Annotated in this window: 16 protein-coding genes; 3 read left to right on the forward strand and 13 right to left on the reverse strand. The window is 44.0% G+C overall.

The window, feature by feature from the left end:
* Positions 1 to 6: 6 nt before the first annotated feature.
* A complete protein-coding gene (locus tag OH458_RS13840; protein ID WP_269978748.1) occupies positions 7 to 1,743 on the forward strand; it encodes an ATP-binding protein in 1,737 nt (578 codons plus the stop codon).
* A gap of 119 nt (positions 1,744 to 1,862) precedes the next feature.
* Here the strand turns inward: OH458_RS13840 and OH458_RS13845 are convergent, their stop codons facing one another.
* From OH458_RS13845 to matP, 5 genes are all read right to left on the reverse strand, one after another.
* On the reverse strand, positions 1,863 to 2,231 hold the full coding sequence (locus tag OH458_RS13845; RefSeq protein WP_269978749.1) for a DUF3693 domain-containing protein: 369 nt from the start codon (positions 2,229 to 2,231) through the stop codon (positions 1,863 to 1,865).
* Between the two features lie 581 nt (positions 2,232 to 2,812).
* Positions 2,813 to 4,039: an HDOD domain-containing protein gene (locus OH458_RS13850; protein WP_269978750.1), complete on the reverse strand. Its 1,227-nt coding sequence runs from the start codon at positions 4,037 to 4,039 to the stop codon at positions 2,813 to 2,815.
* A 58-nt stretch (positions 4,040 to 4,097) separates the two neighbouring features.
* Complete coding sequence (locus OH458_RS13855; RefSeq protein ID WP_269978751.1) at positions 4,098 to 4,412, reverse strand: hypothetical protein; 315 nt, start codon at positions 4,410 to 4,412, stop codon at positions 4,098 to 4,100.
* A 102-nt stretch (positions 4,413 to 4,514) separates the two neighbouring features.
* Positions 4,515 to 4,826: a DUF3634 family protein gene (locus tag OH458_RS13860; protein ID WP_269978752.1), complete on the reverse strand. Its 312-nt coding sequence runs from the start codon at positions 4,824 to 4,826 to the stop codon at positions 4,515 to 4,517.
* A gap of 12 nt (positions 4,827 to 4,838) precedes the next feature.
* On the reverse strand, positions 4,839 to 5,285 hold the full coding sequence (gene matP / locus OH458_RS13865; protein ID WP_038141497.1) for a macrodomain Ter protein MatP: 447 nt from the start codon (positions 5,283 to 5,285) through the stop codon (positions 4,839 to 4,841).
* A 171-nt stretch (positions 5,286 to 5,456) separates the two neighbouring features.
* Here matP and OH458_RS13870 point away from each other — a divergent pair, with 171 nt between their 5' ends.
* Together OH458_RS13870 and fabA are read left to right on the forward strand one after the other, a co-directional pair.
* Positions 5,457 to 7,103 carry a Lon protease family protein gene (locus tag OH458_RS13870; protein WP_269978753.1) on the forward strand — a complete coding sequence of 549 codons (1,647 nt, stop codon included), beginning with the start codon at positions 5,457 to 5,459 and terminating at the stop codon, positions 7,101 to 7,103.
* A 91-nt stretch (positions 7,104 to 7,194) separates the two neighbouring features.
* Positions 7,195 to 7,713, forward strand: a complete 519-nt coding sequence (gene fabA / locus OH458_RS13875) for a bifunctional 3-hydroxydecanoyl-ACP dehydratase/trans-2-decenoyl-ACP isomerase (protein WP_038141483.1) — start codon at positions 7,195 to 7,197, stop codon at positions 7,711 to 7,713.
* Between the two features lie 148 nt (positions 7,714 to 7,861).
* Here fabA and rmf read toward each other — a convergent pair whose 3' ends face one another.
* From rmf to OH458_RS13915, 8 genes are all read right to left on the reverse strand, one after another.
* Positions 7,862 to 8,035, reverse strand: coding sequence for a ribosome modulation factor (gene rmf, locus OH458_RS13880; RefSeq protein ID WP_008078149.1), 174 nt, complete (start codon positions 8,033 to 8,035; stop codon positions 7,862 to 7,864).
* A 166-nt stretch (positions 8,036 to 8,201) separates the two neighbouring features.
* Positions 8,202 to 9,788 carry a DUF3466 family protein gene (locus OH458_RS13885; protein WP_269978754.1) on the reverse strand — a complete coding sequence of 529 codons (1,587 nt, stop codon included), beginning with the start codon at positions 9,786 to 9,788 and terminating at the stop codon, positions 8,202 to 8,204.
* Positions 9,789 to 9,794: 6 nt separating this feature from the next.
* Positions 9,795 to 11,711, reverse strand: a complete 1,917-nt coding sequence (locus tag OH458_RS13890; protein ID WP_269978755.1) for an ABC transporter ATP-binding protein — start codon at positions 11,709 to 11,711, stop codon at positions 9,795 to 9,797.
* Complete coding sequence (locus OH458_RS13895; protein WP_072016616.1) at positions 11,689 to 11,931, reverse strand: glutaredoxin family protein; 243 nt, start codon at positions 11,929 to 11,931, stop codon at positions 11,689 to 11,691. The genes OH458_RS13890 and OH458_RS13895 overlap by 23 nt, the downstream gene beginning before the upstream one ends.
* A 9-nt stretch (positions 11,932 to 11,940) precedes the next feature.
* On the reverse strand, positions 11,941 to 14,064 hold the full coding sequence (gene rlmKL / locus OH458_RS13900) for a bifunctional 23S rRNA (guanine(2069)-N(7))-methyltransferase RlmK/23S rRNA (guanine(2445)-N(2))-methyltransferase RlmL (RefSeq protein ID WP_269978756.1): 2,124 nt from the start codon (positions 14,062 to 14,064) through the stop codon (positions 11,941 to 11,943).
* 480 nt (positions 14,065 to 14,544) lie between these two features.
* Positions 14,545 to 15,090 (reverse strand): cell division protein ZapC, encoded by a 546-nt coding sequence (locus tag OH458_RS13905; protein WP_038141494.1) that lies wholly within the window; start codon positions 15,088 to 15,090, stop codon positions 14,545 to 14,547.
* 191 nt (positions 15,091 to 15,281) lie between these two features.
* Positions 15,282 to 16,292, reverse strand: a complete 1,011-nt coding sequence (gene pyrD, locus OH458_RS13910; RefSeq protein ID WP_038186851.1) for a quinone-dependent dihydroorotate dehydrogenase — start codon at positions 16,290 to 16,292, stop codon at positions 15,282 to 15,284.
* A gap of 87 nt (positions 16,293 to 16,379) precedes the next feature.
* Positions 16,380 to 21,221, reverse strand: a complete 4,842-nt coding sequence (locus tag OH458_RS13915) for an NAD-glutamate dehydrogenase (protein WP_269978757.1) — start codon at positions 21,219 to 21,221, stop codon at positions 16,380 to 16,382.
* Between the last annotated feature and the right edge of the window lie 179 nt (positions 21,222 to 21,400).

A 21,400-nucleotide genomic window follows, 5' to 3' on the forward strand; every position in this document is an offset into this window, starting at 1 on the left:
AAATTTATGAGTCTAAAATTACAAGAACAGCTACAAGAAGCGCTAATTGAACTAAAGCAGAGCCAAGCGCGAGAGGCAAAGCTAGCCGAAGAGAACCGCGCCATTTTAGACGCAATAGCAAGCATTACGGTCGCATCAGACAAACAACAAATATTCACAGAACTCAAAAAAGTCCTATCACTCTATATCAACTTTTCAGACTTTTTGGTGTTGAGTAAACCAAGCAAAAACGAACACGCGTATCATACTTTACTAGCGTCGAGTTCGTGCTTTCAAAATCTAGCCTGGCAGGATCAAAGCCGCTTCAAACGCGCATTATCTGGTGAAAGCATCATTCTATACGAACCAAATAATGCACAAGAATTCAGCCATTTGAGCGGTAATACAGACTACGACATTAATTCCGCGTTGATAACTGGTGCACAGGGCACGATTACCGATTCCATCATCGTACTGTTGGGAGAAGAAGTAGGGCAGTTCACACTCGAGTCACGTGACACCCTGTCACGTTTTAGACCCTTACTGGAGCGTGCTCTTATAGATATCGAAAGAACTGAGCAGCTCCAACAGCTTGTTGACATTAAAACGCGCCAATTAAAAACGGCACAAGTTCGAGCAGAGCAAGCGAACCAAGCGAAATCACGCTTTCTTGCCATGATGAGCCATGAACTCAGAACGCCGCTCAGTGCAGTCCTAGGATATGTCGACGTCCTTTTGGCTGATTCAAAGTGCGATCATCAAATAGAAATCTTGGAAAAGATGGAATCATCAGCAGAGCTTTTGTTGGTGCTAATTAATGACATTTTGGAGTTATCTAGAATAGAAAGTGGTGAGTTTCGAATCAAATGTCAGTGGGTAAATTTGAAAAACGAACTCGAGTTTATGCTAGAGCACTTTTACGCACTATCGGACGCTAAAGGTTTGAAATTAAATGTAAACCTTGACATTGATGCTCATCATTCTGTTTGGGTTGATCCGGCAAGAATCTTACAGATAGTTTTCAACTTGCTAGGTAATGCAATCAAATTTACTCACGCTGGTCATGTATCTTTGAATGCAGAAGTCACTAGCCAAGAACTTATCATCGAAGTCGAAGATACTGGTATTGGTATTGATTCTTCTCGTATCGAGACAGTGTTTAACCAGTTTAAACAAGCAGATGACTCCATCACTAGGCGCTATGGTGGCAGTGGACTTGGCTTAACCATATCAAAACACTTGGTCACTTTAATGAACGGAAGCATACGCGTTGAAAGTGAAAAAGGGAAAGGTTCTAGGTTTAAAATAAAATTACCTGTATCGGTTAAATCTGGGCATGAGTTGACGCAGCCGCGACTTTCAAAGAGCCACGGCACACGGCCATTGTCAGTGTTGGTAGTAGAAGATACACTGACAAACCAAATGGTTTTAAAATTACTACTAGAGCGGCTCGGACACAAAGTAGCTATCGTCAACGATGGCAAAAAATCAGTCAAATACATCAAGGAGAACATGGGAGCAGTAGATCTGATTTTTATGGACGTCTCAATGCCTGTCATGGATGGACTTACCGCAACCAAAGAAATCCGAAAGTTTTGTAGACATACGCCCATTATCGCTTTGACAGCCCACGCAATGGAGCAAGATAAACAGGCATGTTTGAACTCGGGAATGAACGCATTTGTCTCGAAGCCTATAAGAGGTAAAGAAATACAACGTTCAATAGAATCTGTTTGGGGAGATCCTAATAAGCACGGACATTAATCTTGATTAATTGTTTGTGTTTATTAGGTATTTTATGGTAAATGCAGTTATGTTTAATCCTAGAAGAACAATGGGTGAGGCGTTTGTATTGAGAATGCATTAATTAACATAACCTTTATTTAACATAATATACATAATGCGCACTGTGCTATAGCTTCGTTAGGGCTGCCAATCCATATGGTTAAACCCACGCAAGCTATTGATATACCGCGCAAATTCAGCTCGTTAAACTTTTTTGCTATGCTGTTCCAAAGCGTTTGTGCCTCGTAGCTCTTTGCTTTATCGGCTGCTAGGTACACTAAAACCATTTCTTTATCTGCACCGACTTCATCAGCTAGATAAAGTGCTTCATTTTCAGTTAGATAGCATCGTCCTTTTCTAATATCAGACAACTTTTGCACGCTTATCCCTAAATCATGTGCAATTTGCTTGTCTTGTACATAACTTTTAGTCATCTTATAGGAGTCTATTAGTTGGTTGATGTACATTTACGCGCATTAACTTCATTCTACGTTGCTGTTCTGCAGATTTCATCTGCTTTATTATAGCGACCATGCACGCTGGCTCTGCTTGTTGATCATTAGCTGGCCATTCTGTTTAGACAAGCTGCACCTATATTGAACCTGCTCTCAAGTGATTGTCATCGCTTTACCCAATACCGCTCACTCGCGATAACAAAACTTAGGCTAATCGGATAGCAGCCCTTGTCGACAGTCCATCAAACGAAACTCAATATTGTGATTGAACTTCACGACCATCTCTGTAAATGGCACAACTGAGTTAAGCTCCATCAAGGCACCATCGTTTAGTTCGTTTCAAATTTCACAGAGTAAATGGCCTTGCCGACACAATTGTCTACAGCGAGCAAAGTTGATTAAGTGACGGCGTCACATAGCTTACATCAAATTACTATATTGTCTCGCTATGACACAAGTCTTTATCTGACCTTTGTTATGTTTTTGATTCGGTTATTTAATTTAGCGACTATGTTTTATATCGTTTGTAAGTTGAAATTTAGTTATAGTGCCTTATGGTATATCCCCAATATAATGTGAGTGAACAAACGCGTTTAACTATTTGCGTTAGATAAGCCAATTCGACCCGGATGTTTGGCCCGTAATTCATTGAGAGCACTTGGTGGCATTTGAACATGAGCAAACCAAAAGGGTTTATGCTTTTCGACAAACGCATCACTTCGATCAAGCATATCAAAAATGGCATATGCTTGGCCTTGTGCAAGCGCTACACCAAACTCACTTCGCTCTAAGATTGGGCGTTCTTCAAGATCATCCAAGAGCGCATTTTTTAAGTGTACCGTATTTGGCCCCCACTCTATTTCCTCTATGACTTTTCGAGTAATCGCATTATCCAAATTAACTAATAACTTGGGCAGAAGATTTAAATTAGGAGTAACTTCTGCGCAGGCGTAGTATTCGTCTCTTAGGTTGTTTTCACGGTAATAACGCATCTTCTCAACCAATGCATCCTCGAACAGTTGGGGAAAATGATTCACTACCGCGAAGTTCCCAATCGTTCTTAGAACCCCGAGCAAGACCCCCTGTTCCGGATTTTTAACCCCTGCCTTATCCAAACGCATTTGCGTCACGTTTGCAGTCAAAATCATGTGTTGCCATAGTTTAGGAGCAATGTTTTTTGTTAGTGGATTGTGCCACCGCAAAATAGGTTTAACCATTAAGATGGGCAATAGTACTCGGCAGTTTTCAGTACCTAAAGTGCCGATCGCGACTTGAGGCTCACTGATTCCGCGAGCCATCTTGCCAATTCGGGCACAAAACTTGGGATCGTTAACCAGCATCAGTAGGTTGTTTCGTAGCTGGTTATCATTAATTGGGAGTACGGTTAGTTTGCTGTAACTGGCAGACGGAGAATAGGCAATGCTTGAGAAGTACGAGAAATCTGGAAAACGTCCAAAAAGTTTAATTGCCGGCATATTTAAGAGTGTATCGTTAATCAGTTGCTCTGCATGTTTCGTAACGTCATCAACGACATTGCCCAGGATTCGTTGCTTATCTTCAGCCGCTTGCCTTCTTTCCTGGACTCGCTCGCTTTCACACTCCAAGAGCAAACGTTGGTTGTTCGTGATACGTTCTTCTTCTTTTAAAATTACACTGTCACAAAACTCGCTTTGACGACTGAGTGTCGCGTCCACATCGGACTGATCAAGAATATATTTGAGGCTAACCAACCACTTCGCATGACGCTCTCGCGTAAGGTGGTTAACTTTTTGGGCTATCGCTAACGCTTCGCTATTGTATTTCTTATTTGTTACTAACAAAGTGAGACTTCGGTTCAATAAACATATTAATAATTTAGCACACATTCTCTGTGTCTATTCATTCGTTTGCAACATGAATTCTCAAATATTTCTCTGGTGTACGGTATCTGAACTTTTCTCCCTTCTTGATGAGATGCTTGCTTACTTTGCAAATTTTAAAATCTCCATTCGTGTTAACCATAGTGACAATCGCATGATATTTAGAGTGTTTGAATTCGATGAAGACATTGCAATACCCAGGCAGGCTATGTTTGGCTATTTGTGTTTCAATTCTGGCTTTAAGTTTTTTTGCAATGACGTTCCATTCTGAATCATCTGCACAGTGTGCGTTAGTTGACAATAGCAGACTTAATATTAAGATATTTGTTTTCATACATTCACCTCAGAGACGAGTCTACCAAGAGTCTGAGATAAATGTGGGAAGAAGGAAATGGAACTGAAGGGAAAATTCTCTTATGTGTAATTGACAGGTTTGTCACCCACGTTTTTTTGTACCTTTACTTTTAAATCCTTGATGTGGAAATACATTGCGGATTCTTTGCTGCACTTTTTTAGGGATTTCCTTGCTGAAAACCAGTTTGGTTCCCGTTCGAAGTTGATACACCTTAAGCTCACCAGTAAAAGGGGCACGCTCAGCTATATCAACAACGTTGTGCTTAAACGTTGGAGGGAAATGCCCCTTTTCGGTTACGATCTTCCCGTTTGAAAACTTCACCTTCAACACAGGTCTATCGACTGCAACTAGCCAAAAAACAACCACAGCAGCAATCAAAATGACATACAGCATCCCTACTACTCCTTAATCCAATAACTTCGACAAATCTTCTTTAAGACTACTCACCGTTTTACTTGCTTTCTCGCTTCTTGAAGCCTCTGACAGCAAGTATTCAATTGCGTCGGACAACGTGCATCCTAGCTCGTTTGCTCGATAGGACAGTTTTTCCCAAACCCGATAGTCTAGGTCGATCGATTTTTTCTTGGTATGAATCTGTTCAGCGTTAAAGTGTCTTTTACGCTTCGCTCGAATGGCTTGTTTGAGTTTGTTATCTAACTCAAGTGACATGTGGTTTTCAATCCACTCTAAAACTTGAGTTGGCTCATGCTCGATATTGCGAAGCTCATTGATAGCGGCTTCAGCTTCACTTGAATCTATGTGTCGAGTGATGGCTTCACCAGCCTTCCATTTGTTGATTAAATAGGTCCACTTCCATCCACATTCTAGATTTTCAAGCTGTTGATATTTCATGAGTAACAATGTTCCATTGAGTTTCTAGTGACAGCGTAACTGTATTAAGCGCTCGTTACAATCCCCATTGTAATCGAAAAGCGATCCAGATCATCAGATTAAATTACCAGTATCTCATCATTGGCTTTTTCTATATAATTTCGCGCATTTAGAGATTAACGAACCAATTTGATGAAGCAAGAAAGCTGGCGTTCAGTAACGCCTCAGTACTCCCAATATGACGGAATTCTAAAGCGATTTAATGAACTGGATCTTGTCAAATTTATCGACATTCAACCCCGACTCAAACAATCTATAGACACCTTTTCTAGAATCAGTGGCTATACGCGCGCACTCATCATTAACTCGATTGACAATGCTTTCTACCGGCACTTGATAAAAGAAGCTATAGAACAACATACACACAATGAATGTGTTCATGTGACTGAATCACTCACAGCCGAATCTTTACTTGGTTCATACTCATGCGACGATGACGGACAAATTACTGTTCGCCATAAGGGGCTACTTGATCGAGCAGATGGTGGGTTTCTCGTCATACCTGTTAACTTAATTCTAGCAAACCCCGCGAGTTGGCAAGCGCTCAAAACCGTTCTTTTAGGGCAACCTATCTCGCCGCTGAATGCAAATCCACGCAAGGTTGCCACCCTAGTTCCAAGCCAGACCTATGATGTAAAAGTAGTCATTGTTGGCGACCGACATCAAATCTCAGATCTTGAGTATTTAGATGACGAGCTATACAGCGGCATAGCCATGTATACCGAAATCGAAAACGAGATAGCTTTTGGTGAAGAGTCATGTGAAAAGCTGTTGGGTTTCATTCGATGGATTCTTACTACCTATCAACTCCCTACGCTGACATTTGGCGCGTTGCATCGACTTTTGGTCGCAGGAGCTCGATATACCGAAGATCAGGAGTATATGCCTATCGAAATACTTTGGTATCTCGCTCTTTTCCAAGAGTCTTTGCTTTCGTCGTCAGGTAATGTCCTTGATGAAAATGACATCTCAAACGCTGTAAACAACAAGTACCATCGTGAGGCTTATCTTCCTGAACGCGCTCTTGCTGACATCACCGACGGGCAAGTTATCATAGAAACACAAGGCGAATGCGTTGGTCAAGTTAACGGGTTGACCGTCATCGATGTGCCTGGCCACCCGATGTCATATGGAGAGCCCGCTCGAATCTCTTGTGTTATCCATTTTGGTGACGGTGATATTTCAGACGTTGAACGCAAAGCGGAGCTTGGCGGTAATCTACACGCGAAAGGTATGATGATTATGCAAGCCTTCGTGAGTAGCGCATTGCAGTTAGAGGAACCGTTACCCTATTCTGCTTCTGTGGTGTTTGAACAGTCTTACAGTGAAGTCGATGGTGACAGTGCAACTCTCGCCGAGTTATGCACATTTGTCAGTGCTTTGTCTGAGATCCCAATTAATCAACAAATTGCAGTCACCGGCGCGGTAGACCAATTTGGACGAGTCCAAGCTGTAGGCGGCTTGAATGAAAAAATCGAAGGCTTCTATCACGTATGTAAACATCAAGGGCTGACCGGCGAGCAAGGTGTGATTCTTCCAAAATCTAACCTAAAGCATCTTGCACTGAATCAGGATGTGGTCGATAGCATTAAACAGGATCAGTTTCACATCTGGTCTGTATCAACTGTCGATGAAGCTATCCCTCTCATCATGGGCAAACCTTTCCGCGGTGATGATGAAGAAAGCGTCATCAACAAAATCGCGCAACGAATTGAAAACTTTGAAAAACACGAACACCCACAAGGAATTGTGGAACGCTTCAAAAACTGGTTTAGATAATGTAAATATTCATTAGATTCAGACTGGTTGGAGTTGTTTAGCGTACACGTGTTCACTAAGATGCGACTATCAAATATTGGAGTCATTGATAATGCAAAACAAACGTGAATCATATAACCGTGAAGATCTTCTAGCGTCGAGCCAAGGCGAGCTTTTTGGCCCTGGATATCCTCAACTGCCTGCACCAAACATGCTGATGATGGACCGCATCACCAAGATGTCTGAGACTGAAGGTGATTTTGGTAAAGGTCTTATCCTTGCGGAGTTAGATATCACACCTGACCTGTGGTTCTTTGATTGCCACTTCCCCGGTGACCCTGTAATGCCAGGTTGTTTAGGACTGGATGCAATGTGGCAGCTTGTTGGCTTCTTCCTTGGCTGGGTTGGCGGCAAAGGTAAAGGTCGAGCTCTAGGTGTTGGCGAAGTTAAATTTACGGGCCAAATCCTACCGACAGCGAAAAAAGTGACTTATGAAATTCACATGAAACGCGTAGTTAACCGCAAGCTAGTTATGGGTTTAGCTGATGGTCGTGTTCTTGTTGACGGTAAAGAAATCTACGTAGCAAAAGATTTAAAAGTTGGTCTTTTCCAAGACACATCTGCGTTCTAACGCAATCCTTTTTAAGACGACTCTTCGGAGTCGTTTTTTAGTCCCTGATAATTTAGTTATAGTGCGCCAAACTACTCTTTATCTTGCTCTAATAACGGTTAAAGCCCCTTTCGGGGCTTTATTCCTATATGTATGTGGATTTGAGTCGTTATTTGTAGAGACCAGATTGTTTATCTTCTCTGGCATCGCGCCAACCACCAAGCCAATAGGATCGAGCATCCATCTGTTGGTATGGACATGCGTCCATAGAACGGCCATTTAAGCCTGCCTTATAACCTTGAGATTGCGCTCTTTCCATGCGGTCACGCTTTTGTCTCTTCATAGTGTCGTCCTCATACAAGAAAGTGTTTTCTAACGTACTACTATTAAACTAATGTGGAGCTTTTGTGACTCCACAATTAAGAATCGATCAAAACAGAGTCTTTCTCAAGGTATAAAAAAAGCACAGATCCAAAAATGTGAACCTGTGCCCTAGATTAAAAAATCACCTATTTTCTACGGAACCCTATCAGGCCAAGTGCTGTCAGAGCAAAAAGACCAAATCCAGCGCCTTGTCGCTCAACCTTTGTCGTTTCGCGAGGACGCGATTGAATATCGCTAGAAGTCTTACCATTCATCGGGACCAACTTAACCGCTACGATTGAAGCGCCTGCTTTACAACTTGCATCAATAGCAGAACTATCAAAACCACCAGCACAATAGTAGGCAGTACCAGCAATAACACCAGCATCATTGATATCAGTCGCATCGATAACGCGATAAGCATTATTGCTACTTAAACCATAGGTAAGATCGTCAAGATACCAAGCTTTATTGCCTAACGGAGCTTTTGCGTCTGTAGACGAAAGTGGTGCGATGAACGCTCGCTTAGCTCTCGGTTTACCACCGTTTGATTCCTGGTGGCGTTCAAAGTCAACCTGTCCAACCGCTTCACTGTTGTTGTTGATTGCGCCAGCAATACCATTGGCACTAGTAAAGAAGATGTCACCAGGAAAATCTGCACCACCAAGTGAAGACTTCGTCACATCAGGTACATAGAACAAACGATTCGCGTATGCACCGTCAATTGGCTCACGGTATTTTACCGTACCAATCGCAACACCTTTGTCGTTGACTGACGTTAACAGGGAATTAAGGTATTTATTGTCGTCGTTGTATGTATCGACGTAGGTTTTGTTTACCGTGGTGCCATCGATCTTAAATACCGCAGCAAGAGGAATCTCGTCACTGTTGGAATCATAACCAACCGCGTAAACCCCTACTGGGTTATTGCTATCATCTTTAACTTCAGCGACGTCTCTTGCACTGCCTTGAGGGATTGAGCGGCTGCTAATGCTACCACCAGATGCTATCAGCGTTTGCGTAGCACCACTGTTGGTCCAAATCGCCGCTTGAGAGCGGAAATCGTTAGCGTTACTTGTCTCAAAAGAAACACTACCTACATATAGGTCTTGCCCTTCTAGTTTAGAGAAGACTTTACTTTGAACACCGCTATCAACAATAGTGACGTCAGCAAAAGACTGCGTTCGCTCTTTGAGACTGTCGCCATAGTAAGTACCGATGGCTTTGTTATTCGCTGGATCAACAATTTGATTAATAATTACGTTGTCACGTGCACTTTCAATCGCTGTATCTTCAATAAAAGCATACGAATTGTTCAACGATCCTTCTGTCGCATACCCCGCAGAATACTGTCTACTCGACCAACGTTTACATAGCTCTTTCGAGTAACCTAAAAAGTTGTCACAGTATCTACGAAAGCCATCGTAGTCATCTTCAAGATAGTCATAACCGTTTTCGAGCAAAAATGGCGCTTCGTTACGGTAGTTGAAACCTTCTGGGTTTTGCTTTTCTTCAATCGCTATTTTCAGATCAACTGTGTGATCGAGTGCTGATGCGTCGTTACAGTCGGTATCTACCCAGCAGTTCTCCGTTGAACTTTGAATCGCTGCACCAAACGTTTCACCACCATTAGCAGGTTGATAAGCATGGATCTGATAGATAGCGGCACTTGCGCTAAAAGATGCGGCAACCGTTGCCGCAACCATTGAAATTTTAAAAATCTTACTACTCATTAGACGTTAACTTTCCTGTTGCATTGCTTCGAGCTCTTCCCAGCGCTCAAAAGCAACTTCAAGCTCCTGCTCGGTGGCAGCAAGCTTATCTAAAATGGGTTGTGTCTGCTCTACTGATTTTGAGAAAAACTCAGGATTGTTCACCTGCTCTTGCAGACTTTCAATCTCGGCTTCTAACTCTTCAAGCTTGGCTGGTAGCGCCTCTAACTCTCGCTGCAGTTTATAAGATAATTTCTTAGGCTTATTCTTAACAGGTGCAGTTTTGGGAGTTTCCTCAAGCTGTTTTTCATTTTTCGTTGGTTTTTCAACCGTACGTTGACTGTGCGCTTGAGCTCGTTGCTGCTGAGCGTCATGGTAGCCGCCGACAAACTCTTCAATAACGCCTTCACCTTCGAAGATCCAGCTCGTCGTTACCGTGTTATCAACAAATTGACGATCGTGGCTGACTAAAAGAAGCGTACCCTGATAATTGGCAAGCAAATCTTCTAAAAGTTCCAACGTTTCGATGTCTAAATCGTTCGTTGGTTCATCTAGCACCAATAAGTTGTTCGCACGCAGGAATATGCGCGCAAGAAGTAATCGGTTCTTCTCTCCTCCAGACAGCGCTTTAACTGGTGTACGCGCTCGCTTGGGCGCAAACAAAAAGTCTTGCAGATAGCTCAACGCATGTCTCTGGCGCCCACCGACCATCACTTCTTGCTTACCATCAGCCAGGTTGTCGATCACAGATTTCTCTGGGTCAAGCACTTCGCGATACTGGTCAAAGTAGGCAACTTCCAGTTTGGTACCACAGTGTAAACGGCCGCTTTGCGGTTCAAGATCGTTAAGCAGTAATTTCAGCAGCGTACTCTTACCGCAACCATTTGGACCGATAAGTGCGATTCGATCGCCGCGCATGATGTTGAAAGAGAAATCTTTGACAATACTCTTTCCTTCAATGGAGTAATTGATGTTTTGCGCTTCAAACACAATCTTGCCTGAACGAGATGCATCATCGATTTGGATGTTCGCTTTACCTTGAACTTCGCGTCTGTCTGAACGCTCTTCACGGAGTTTTTTGAGCGCTCGAACTCGGCCTTCGTTACGAGTGCGGCGCGCTTTAATCCCTTGACGAATCCATACCTCTTCCTGAGCCAGTTTTTTATCGAACTCTGCATTTTGCATCTCTTCGACACGCAGCATCTCCTCTTTTTCAACCAAGTAGTTCTCATAGTCACCAGGAAAAGAAGAGAGCTTACCGCGATCCAAGTCAACAATGCGTGTCGCCATCGATTTAATGAATGCACGGTCATGGGAGATAAAAATGATCGAACCGCGGAAGTCTTTCAGGAAATTTTCTAACCATTCGATAGTCGTAACGTCTAAGTGGTTAGTGGGTTCGTCAAGTAATAGGACATCCGGATCGCATACCAACGCACGCGCTAACGCAGCCTTACGCTGCCAGCCGCCAGAAAGGTCGGTCAATTTGGTGTGCCCGTCGAGCTTAAGAGCCGTAAGGACGTTTTTAATGCGATCTTCAAAACGCCAAGCGCCTGAGTGTTCGAGCTGCTCTTGAATTCGAGCTAGCTTGTTGATGTTTTGCTCTGAAGGGTCAATGGCAATCAGATCAAGCTGATCTTGATAGATCTTAAGCTGCTCGCCGACTTCGGCTAATCCACCAGCAACGTATTCAAGGACGGTTCCCTCTTGATTTCGGGGCGGATCCTGTTCGAGACGAGAGACAATGACATCTTGCGTAACGGTCAGTTTACCATCATCAAGTAATACATCGCCTGCAAGGACCTTCATCAGCGTGGATTTACCCGCGCCATTGCGACCGACTAAACAGACTCGTTCGTTTTCTTGTAATGCAAAATCTGCATGGTCAAGTAGAGGGTGATCACCGTAAGCCAGCAATCCATTATTGATGGTAAGTAATGCCATTTTTATCTAACCAAAGTTTCAATTCTTGTAAGTCGAAAGGCCAGTTAAGCTCGGTATCGTTGAAATTGAGCACTGGAATAGTGACGCCGTAACGAGAAAATAGCTCATCGTCAAAGGCAATATCGATGATACGGATGTGCTCTGCAATACCTGCTTGCTGACACAATTGAAAAGCCATCTCACAGAGATGGCACCCTTCTGTACTATATAAAGTGATCACGAAACCAACTTATTCCTTGTGGGTTAAGATCCAGCAGTTATGAATATGCTTGTTGCGAGAAAAATCAAGCGGTAGAGTTTGATTTGAAATGTTTTTCGCCTCTAGCCCCAACTCATTCAATGCGTCCAAGTCCATTTTAAAGTGGCGTTTGTTGTTTGAAAAAACAATGGTTCCACCGGCACGAAGGAGTCGCTTAAGATCTTTCATCAATTGAATGTGGTCACGCTGGACATCAAATGACTGTTCCATACGTTTCGAGTTAGAAAACGTAGGTGGGTCAATAAAGATTAAATCAAACTTCTCTGTAGAGTTTGCCAACCACTGCAAGCAATCTGCCTGCTCGTACCGATGTTGTCTGCCGACCTGCCCGTTGAGCTTCATGTTCTCTTTCGCCCACTCCAAGTAGGTCTTAGACATGTCTACCGTGGTCGTAGACTTTGCGCCGCCACATGCGGCGTGAACTGTGCCTGAGCCTGTGTAAGCAAATAGGTTTAAGAAATCTTTGCCTTGCGAGAGTTCACCCAATTTACGACGGGTGATTTTATGATCAAGGAACAATCCAGTATCTAGGTAATCGTGAAGATTAACGAGCAGCTTCACGCCATACTCGTTGACTTGCATTGTTTCTGACTCCTGAGAGAGTTTTTGATACTGAGAGCGCCCTTTTTGCTTCTCACGCACTTTCAGCACAACTTTGTTAGCCTCAGTGCCGGTCACTTGAATTGCTGCGCGGATAATGTCTGTAAGACGACGCTTTGCTTTCTCTTCAGGGATATTCTTTGGTGCCGCGTATTCCTGAATCACTAGGTGATCAATGTAGACATCGATAGCCACGTTGTACTCTGGTAAATCTGCATCATAAATACGGTAGCAATCGAGCTGCTCTTTGCGCGCCCATTTGCCAATCTTGCCAATGTTCTTCTTCAAGCGGTTGGCAAAATCTGGTGCGATTAAAGATTCAGTGACAGTGTCACCTCGAGATTCTGCAGGGCGATCTGAAATGGAGTAGTTTTTTTGATGACAAGGCAACGCGCCATTGTTCAATTTGAACTGCTTATCAGCTCGCATACGCAGGCAACTGAGCAGCTCATCAGAGCTTGAGAAGATAGACGCTTGGCATCCGCCGAACTGGTCTTTGAGCTGTGCACCAAAGGCTGTATATAGAGCAATCAGACCAGGATGAGTACCTAAGCGTTCACCATAAGGTGGGTTTGACACGATGATGCCATGCTCAAAACCAGCAGGTCGCATAACCTTCGCTGCATCTCCTTCTTGAAACTCAATAAGAGACTCAACGCCTGCACGGCGCGCATTGTCTTTTGCGGTTTTAAGTACACGAGCATCGTTGTCAAAGCCAAAGAACTTAGCGTCAACTTTTTTGACACCACGACGAGCCTGCACGGAAGCTTCAGACTTTATCTCAGCCCAAAGCTCAGGCTCAAAGTCTTCAAGGGATTCGAAGCCCCATTTTTTACGGTTCACACCTGGCGCCATATTCGCAGCCATCATCGCAGCTTCAATCAAAAGCGTTCCTGAACCACACATAGGGTCCAACATCGATTTACTCTCATCCCAGCCACTGCGAAGAATAATAGCCGCCGCTAACGTCTCACGAAGAGGCGCACGGCCTGATTCTGGACGATAACCACGTTGATGTAGGCCTCCACCGACCATATCGATACCAAGCAACGCTTTATCTTTATGTAAGCGAACGTGGATACGAAGATCGGCACGATCTTTACTGATCGACGGTCGTGGGAGGTTCTTTTTCTCATAACAGTCCACTACCGCATCTTTGACTTTCATCGCTCCGTACTGACTGTTACGAATCTCTCGGTTCGTACCATTAAAGTCAACGACGAACTTTTTCGAACTATGGAAATGGTTGACCCAGTTTACTGATGATGTCGCAAGGTATAGATCCATATCGTCGTTACAAGTGAACTCTGATAGAACGCGAACAAAGCGAGAAGCCAAACGGCTCCATAGACAGCAGCGATAAATCTGCTCAATTGATGCTTTAAAACGGACACCTGCTTGTACAGGTTTTGCGTCGTTAATCCCTAGCTTTGTTAACTCTTCTACTAACAGGTTCTCCAAACCATTGGATGTAACCGCAAGATATTGATGCATAGTGAACTTATTATTCTGTTGAAAATGACCTCTCATTATACCTGACAACCGAGCAACATCGTTAATCCAAATAGCGTTATTCGGCCTTTCCGCTGCCGTCTGATGAAATAACCATCAACTCTCATCTAGTCAGATAGTTACCAACCTTTCCCATAAATCGCCAGATTCCTATCGAGTTTATTGGCCTAAGGAGATAGTGAATACTTATTTACCTTAAAATTGGTCTATACCAACCGACAGAAAAGACGTAAGTTTATTACCAAATAATACCTAAAGGGGGAATTTTGCATATTGATGGAAGCGATTAAGCCAAAATTGCCGATGAAAGTGACTCAAATTATTGTCTGAAAACCGAACGATTCTCACATTCAATAATCAGTTCTCCGCGAGGATACGAAGGAATTTAGATGGAATAAGATGGGTTTTGGGCAAAAAAAATCGGCCATAAGGCCGATGGGAAATCATAAAAGGAACGAAAAATTAGCCAACCAAAGCGATTGGTTGAGCTTGGAACTGGTGGTTTATAAGCAGCATTCGGTCATGCATCACTTTGATTGCCTCACCAAACGACAACGACTTAATGCCATTCAACTGGAATTCGTCAAGTGAGACAGACACACATAAGCTGGCACACTCCCCGACTTCGATGACAATAAAAGAGCTCGAACAGCTTGACGTCGACAACTGAACGAAATCGCCTTCCTCAAGCGCTAGATTTCCATCCGATAGTGAATCAAAAAACCAGCTCTTGGGTTGTACAGGTTTGTGGAAGCGTTTCGCTGCCACACAGTACAAAGCTAATTCGGCTTGACGTGGCTCAGAAAGCCCAAGCAACGCAATTTGTTCTTTGTAGGTTTGATAAGCGGATGCATCGTCGACAGAAAACTCGTTGATGCCAATCGCACACTCGACGATTAGTTTGCGAGGAAGGTTGGTCTTAAACAGCATACCATCACCCAGATCGAGCATCAGGTGCCCTTCTGAGTCATCGTAGTACCAAGTCCATTTGTCACTGGGTTTAAGCATCATTCCAATCTCTATGTCGTTTGAATTTAGGTAAACGCTTAATTACCTGTCCAAGCAATGATTTGAATTTTATTCGCTATACCAATAAAAAAAAGAGGAAATGAAAACTCATTTCCTCTTCAAATTCGGTATTTGAAACCTATCTAGCTCAGTGTGACAATGTCACGCCAATCAATACGTTAGGCGTAAAGCTAAAGGTTTTTGACAATATCTTTTACAAGACCCGGGCCGTGGTAAATGAAGCCAGAGTAAACCTGAACAAGTTTTGCTCCTGCCATCAGTTTCTCTTTCGCGGCAACATAAGAGTCAACACCACCTACCCCGATTACTGGGATCTGGTCACCAAGCTCTTCGTGCAAACGACGAACCACTTCAGTACTGCGCGATTGCACCGGACGACCGCTTAAACCACCAGCCTCGTTTGCGTGCTTCATGCCTTCTACTACGGTTCTGTCTAGCGTCGTGTTGGTTGCGATAACTCCATCAATCTTGTTTTTAAGTAACGATTCACAGATCTGTTTGATCTCATCGTCACTTAGATCCGGAGCGATCTTCAGAGCAAGCGGTACGTACTTGCCGTGCTTCTCTGCCAATTCAGCTTGCTTCGCTTTTAGCTCAGATAGAAGATCATCCAGCGCTTCACCATATTGAAGAGAGCGAAGCCCTGGTGTATTTGGAGAAGAAATGTTTACCGCGATGTAGCCAGCATACTCGTATACCTTTTCCATACAGATAAGGTAATCTTCAGCACCCTTTTCAATCGGAGTGTCTTTGTTCTTACCGATATTGATCCCCAGCACGCAAGAATATTTGGAGTTCTTAACATTCTCGACAAGGTTATCAACACCTAGGTTGTTAAAGCCCATACGGTTGATGATGCCTTCCGCTTCAACAAGACGGAACAAACGTGGTTTGTCGTTTCCGGATTGTGGACGAGGCGTAACAGTCCCCACTTCAACAAAGCCAAAACCCATTGCATCGAACGCTTCGATACACTCACCATTTTTATCTAGGCCAGCCGCAAGGCCAACTGGATTTCGGAATGTCAGACCCATGCATTCGACTGGGCGATGTGGGAGTTGTTGACGGTAAAGAAGATCGACTGGAGTGCCGGTGAAACGTTTGAAGTTCTGAATTGCAAGATCATGTGCCTTTTCGGCATCAAGTTGGAAAAAGCCAGCTCTGGCTAGACGGTAAAGCATTGTGCCTCCGAAAGAAAAAAGCCCCGTGTAAACGGGGCTGTATTATTAATGGTTTTACCGAACAATTCAATCTATTATGGCAAACGTTTACTCATTTGCTGAACAATTCAGATTTAGCAGCATCAGTTCTCGCAGAGCTACAGAGAACTTGGCAAACTCATGAACTGAACCAATCTTGAATTCGTTCAAGATATTCTCCCAACGATGAAGAGATGTTTCGTTCGTTGAAATCCAATCCTCTAGCGCTTTCATAACATCAAGCTCTTCAGGCGCACAGCTACAACTCAACACTTGTCCAGTCAATTGACGCTGCTGCCAATCTAGATCTTCACGGAACGCAGCTCGCGCAAGAGCCTGCCAGTGGTTGTCAACAGCCTGAGTATTGATTTGCTTCAAGAACCAATGTAGCGACAATCGATCGCCTAGATTGTAGTACAACTTAGCACTTTGCTCGACCGATTTACCTTTTTCACGAGATACTGTGGATATATCCAGTGCCGAGTATAGGCTAGATAAGCGAGACACATAACTCGCCAATTCAGGCGTAATACCCTGCTCGATCCACGCTTTCGCCATCTCGTTGTGTTCTTCCACTTCTGACGGTACCAACATGTCATCAAGGTTTGACTTAATCACTTCAACGTCAGACTGGTAAAGGTCAATCAAGGCTTTAACGCATTGACGGCCATTGCGGTTACGCAATAACCAACGAGATAAACGACGTAACGTACGACGAACATAGAACATCATGTCGTACTGAGCTTCAGTTGTTGCTTGGTTGTCTAGAGAACGTACCTCTTCAAAGACTTTGCCTAAGCCGAATATCTCTCTCGCAGCAACATACGCATTTGCGATATCCACGACATGAGCGCCAGTCTCTTCTTGCAAACGGGTCACGAAATTACAACCCATCTCGTTAACCATTTGGTTCGCAAGTGCCGTCGCAATAATTTCTGCACGTAGTGGATGATTGTCCATTTGTGTAGAATAGTTACGGCGTAACTCAGTTGGGAAGTATTGTACTAATTGCTGTGCGTGGAATGCATCATTGGCAATGTCATCATGAACAAGCTCTTCTTTAAGAACCATCTTTCCGTAGGCAACAAGCACAGATAGCTCAGGACGAGTCAATGCTTGGCCTTGTTTCTCACGTTCAATCAAGGTCTCATCGTCTGGGATGTACTCAAGAGCGCGATCAAGATGACCTGATTTTTCCATCGTATGGATGAAACGAATCTGTTCTTTAACCAGAGAAGTCCCCTGCTGCTCTGTCACAGAAATAGACTCAGATTGACAGTAGGCATCATCCAGTACGATCTCTCCAACCTCATCTTCCATCGATTCTAGGATTTGGTTACGTTGCTTAACCGTAAGGTCACCATTTGCGACCAAACCATTTAGGAAGATTTTGATATTTACTTCGTTATCCGAACAATCCACACCACCAACGTTGTCGACAAAGTCAGTGTTGACGCGACCACCTGTTAGCGCGTACTCAATGCGGCCAAGCTGGGTCATACCCAAGTTACCGCCTTCGCCGACTACTTTGGCACGCAGTTCACGTCCGTCAATACGTAACACATCGTTTGCTCGGTCGCCGACATCAGTATGTGTCTCCGATGAGGCTTTAACATAAGTACCGATCCCACCATTCCATAGAAGATCAACTTCCATTTTTAGGATCATCTTGATGAGTTCGTTTGGTGCGAGAGACGCTTTTTTGGTGCCGAGCATTTTTTGAATCTCAGGAGTCAGTGAGATTGACTTCGCACGGCGAGAGAAAATGCCACCACCTTTAGAGATAAGCTCGGCATTGTAGTCTTCCCAGCTTGAACGCGGTAAGTTGAATAAGCGATTGCGCTCTTCCCATCCCGTAGCCGAGTTTGGGTTTGGATCAATAAAGATATGCATGTGGTTAAACGCCGCTTGCAAACGAATATGCTTAGATAGAAGCATACCGTTACCAAACACGTCTCCAGCCATGTCACCAACACCAATCGCAGTAAAATCGGTTGTTTGACAATCGATGCCCATCTCACGGAAGTGGCGTTTCACCGACTCCCAACCGCCCTTCGCAGTAATCCCCATCGCTTTGTGGTCATAACCGTTAGAGCCGCCTGACGCAAACGCATCACCTAGCCAGAAGTTGTACTCCTCAGATACTGAGTTAGCCAAATCTGAGAACGTTGCAGTGCCTTTATCAGCTGCTACAACCAAATACGGGTCATCTTCATCATGACGAACTACGCTCTTCGGTGGGATAACTTCGCCTTCAATGATGTTATCAGAGACATCCAGTAACGCGCGGATAAAGCGTTTGTAGCAGCGCTGACCTTCAGCAAAGATTTCATCACGGCCACTAAAGTTGTGCTGACGTTTACAAACAAAGCCACCTTTCGCACCAACCGGTACGATTACGGTGTTTTTAACTTGCTGCGCTTTCACAAGACCAAGAATTTCTGTACGGAAATCCTCTTGACGGTCTGACCAACGCAGACCACCACGTGCTACTTTACCACCACGTAGATGGACACCTTCAATATCAGGTGCGTAGACAAAAATCTCAAACGCCGGAACGGGCTGCGGGATTTCTGGGATTTCACTTGGTTTCATCTTGAGTGATAACCAAGGCTTAGGTTGTTTGTCTGCGTCAAGTTGATAGTAGTTCGTACGCAGCGTAGCCGAGATCATGTCTACATAACGACGAATAATACGGTCGTCATCGAGACTTTCGACATGATCAAGTTGCTCAGTAATCTTCTTAACAAGATCCGCCTGTCCTTTTTGGCTGCCTTTGAACTTAGGATCAAAACGTTTAGCGAATAGACCAACTAGAGCTTTCGCCAAATCCGGATAATGGCTGAGCGTATCTTCAATGTACTGTTGACTGAATGGGAAACCGACTTGACGCATGTAACGCGCGTAAGCACGTAAAATGGAAATCTCGCGTCCGGTCAACGAAGCACCAAGAACCAAACGGTTGAAGCCATCGCTTTCTAGATCGCCAGCCCAAATAGCGGCAAAGGCTTGTTGAAAACGATCTCTCGCTTCACGCAAGTCAACGGTTTTCTCACTCTTATGTAGCATTGAGAAATCAAGGATCCAATAGACTTGGCCATTCGCCTTACGCACTTCATAAGGAGACTCTCCGATCACTCGCAATCCTAGGTTTTCAAGCATCGGCATGACGTCAGAAAGGTGGATAGGTTCATCGCGGTGATACAGCTTCAGGCGTACTGCTTTAGAATCGGAACCAAGCTCTTGCGGACGGTAGAACAGCATTCCTAGCTTGTTGTCATCGCTAAGTGCTTCTAATCGCTCGATATCAGCCACCGCCGAGCCAGGCATAACATCTTCTTTGTATGAACGTGGGAACGCGCGGTTGTAATCTTTTGATAAAGGTAAGCCTTTGCTCTCACCAAAGTTCGCAACGATCGCATCTGACAAACGATCATCCCAAGTCGAAGATGCTTCCATTAAGTTTTGCTCAATCGTTTTGACATTAATATCTGAGTTGTTGTTGTCCACACGAACAATGTAGTGTGTACGGGCAAGTGGGCTTTCGGAGAAATAGGTAGTGAACTCAACCTCTTTATCACAACCGAAATACTGTTTAAGAATTCGTTGCGTCTGACGGCGAAGTTCGGTGTTGTAACGATCTTTTGTCACATAAACCATGCAGCTGAAGAAACGGCCAAACGGGTCTTTACGCACGAACAAACGCAGTAAATCACGATCCTGCATTTGAACCACACCCATACCGACTTCAAGCAACTCTTCTTCTTTTGCCTGAAGCAGTTCATCACGAGGGTAGTTTTCTAGAATGTTGTGCAGCGCTTTATAGGAGTATGACCCTTCACGGTATCGACTCGCTTCTAGGATACGTTCGACTTTTTCACGAATTAGAGGAATGCTTTCTACGCTTTGGTTGTAAACTGCGGAGGTGTAAAGACCTGTGAAGCGGTGCTCGCCGATCACTTTGCCATTCTTATCGAATTTCTTAATGCCGATGTAGTCGGTGTATGCTGGTCTGTGGATCCGCGAAGGCGTATTGCCTTTGGTGAGGATCAGTAAGAATGGTTTTTTCGCTTCAAGTCTTGCCGAATCAGGGAAGTCTGACAGTTTAACGCTTCGCACACGGTCACGATTCGCAAAAAGACCCAAGCCTTTATCTGGCGTTGGACGCAACTCCGTATCACCATCGACGGAAACAAGATCGTATTCCTTGTATCCCATAAAGGTAAAGTTGTGTCTTCCTAACCAACGCAGGAAGTTGATCGTCTCATCGTAACGATCACGCTCAACGGCGACTGTATCTTGCTGAGCTTCGACTTGGTTGGTGACTTCTTCTAGTTTTTCAACCATCAGTAACCAATCCTGAACAACAAGGCCAGTGTCTTTCAGAATACTTAGCAATTCTTCCTTCAAAGAAGCCATTGCGCCTTTGTCACTTAAGCGGTCAACTTCGATATGAAAAAGTGACTGCAGCGCCCCTTCACCTTCGTTGATACCGGTAATCTCACCTTTGGCATTGCGAGCAACTTGCGTAGGACCATGCAGCATCAGGTGTGATGCAAGATCCAAACGACTCAATGCCATCTTAATCGAATCGACCAAGAACGGGCTGTCTTGTACGACGATTTCAACAATAGTGTGTGTGGATTGCCAGCCTTGACGACTAACAGTTGGGTTGAAGACTCGGACAGAAACGTCATCGGCTTTCTTTTCGCTGATGTGATGCCAAAGGCTTACCACAGCACCGTAAAGATCGGATTCGTTGCGTTCGACTAAGTCGTCCTGAGAGATATTGCTAAATAAATGTTGAGCAAGTTGAGTGACTAAAGGTTGATGAGCAAGCTCGAGTTTGTCTTGAATCAGTTGGTACACTTTTTCAAGCAGAACCGGCATCAATGTTTCACGCGCGGTCATAATCACACTCCACTATTATAGAATTGTATGTTTTTGTAGGGATGTTGTAAGCATAGTGCTTAACACGGGTAATGCCGCTTTATTGTAAAAGCTTTATTGATAAATAGTTAATTCTTTTAGGAGTGGTAAGAGGTGAAATGTTTGAGAATGTGATTGAGGTTCTATTTAAACTTCTAAGA

The sequence above is a fragment of the Vibrio sp. MarTm2 genome (assembly GCF_027587055.1).
Taxonomy (GTDB): Bacteria; Pseudomonadota; Gammaproteobacteria; order Enterobacterales; family Vibrionaceae; genus Vibrio; species Vibrio sinaloensis_D.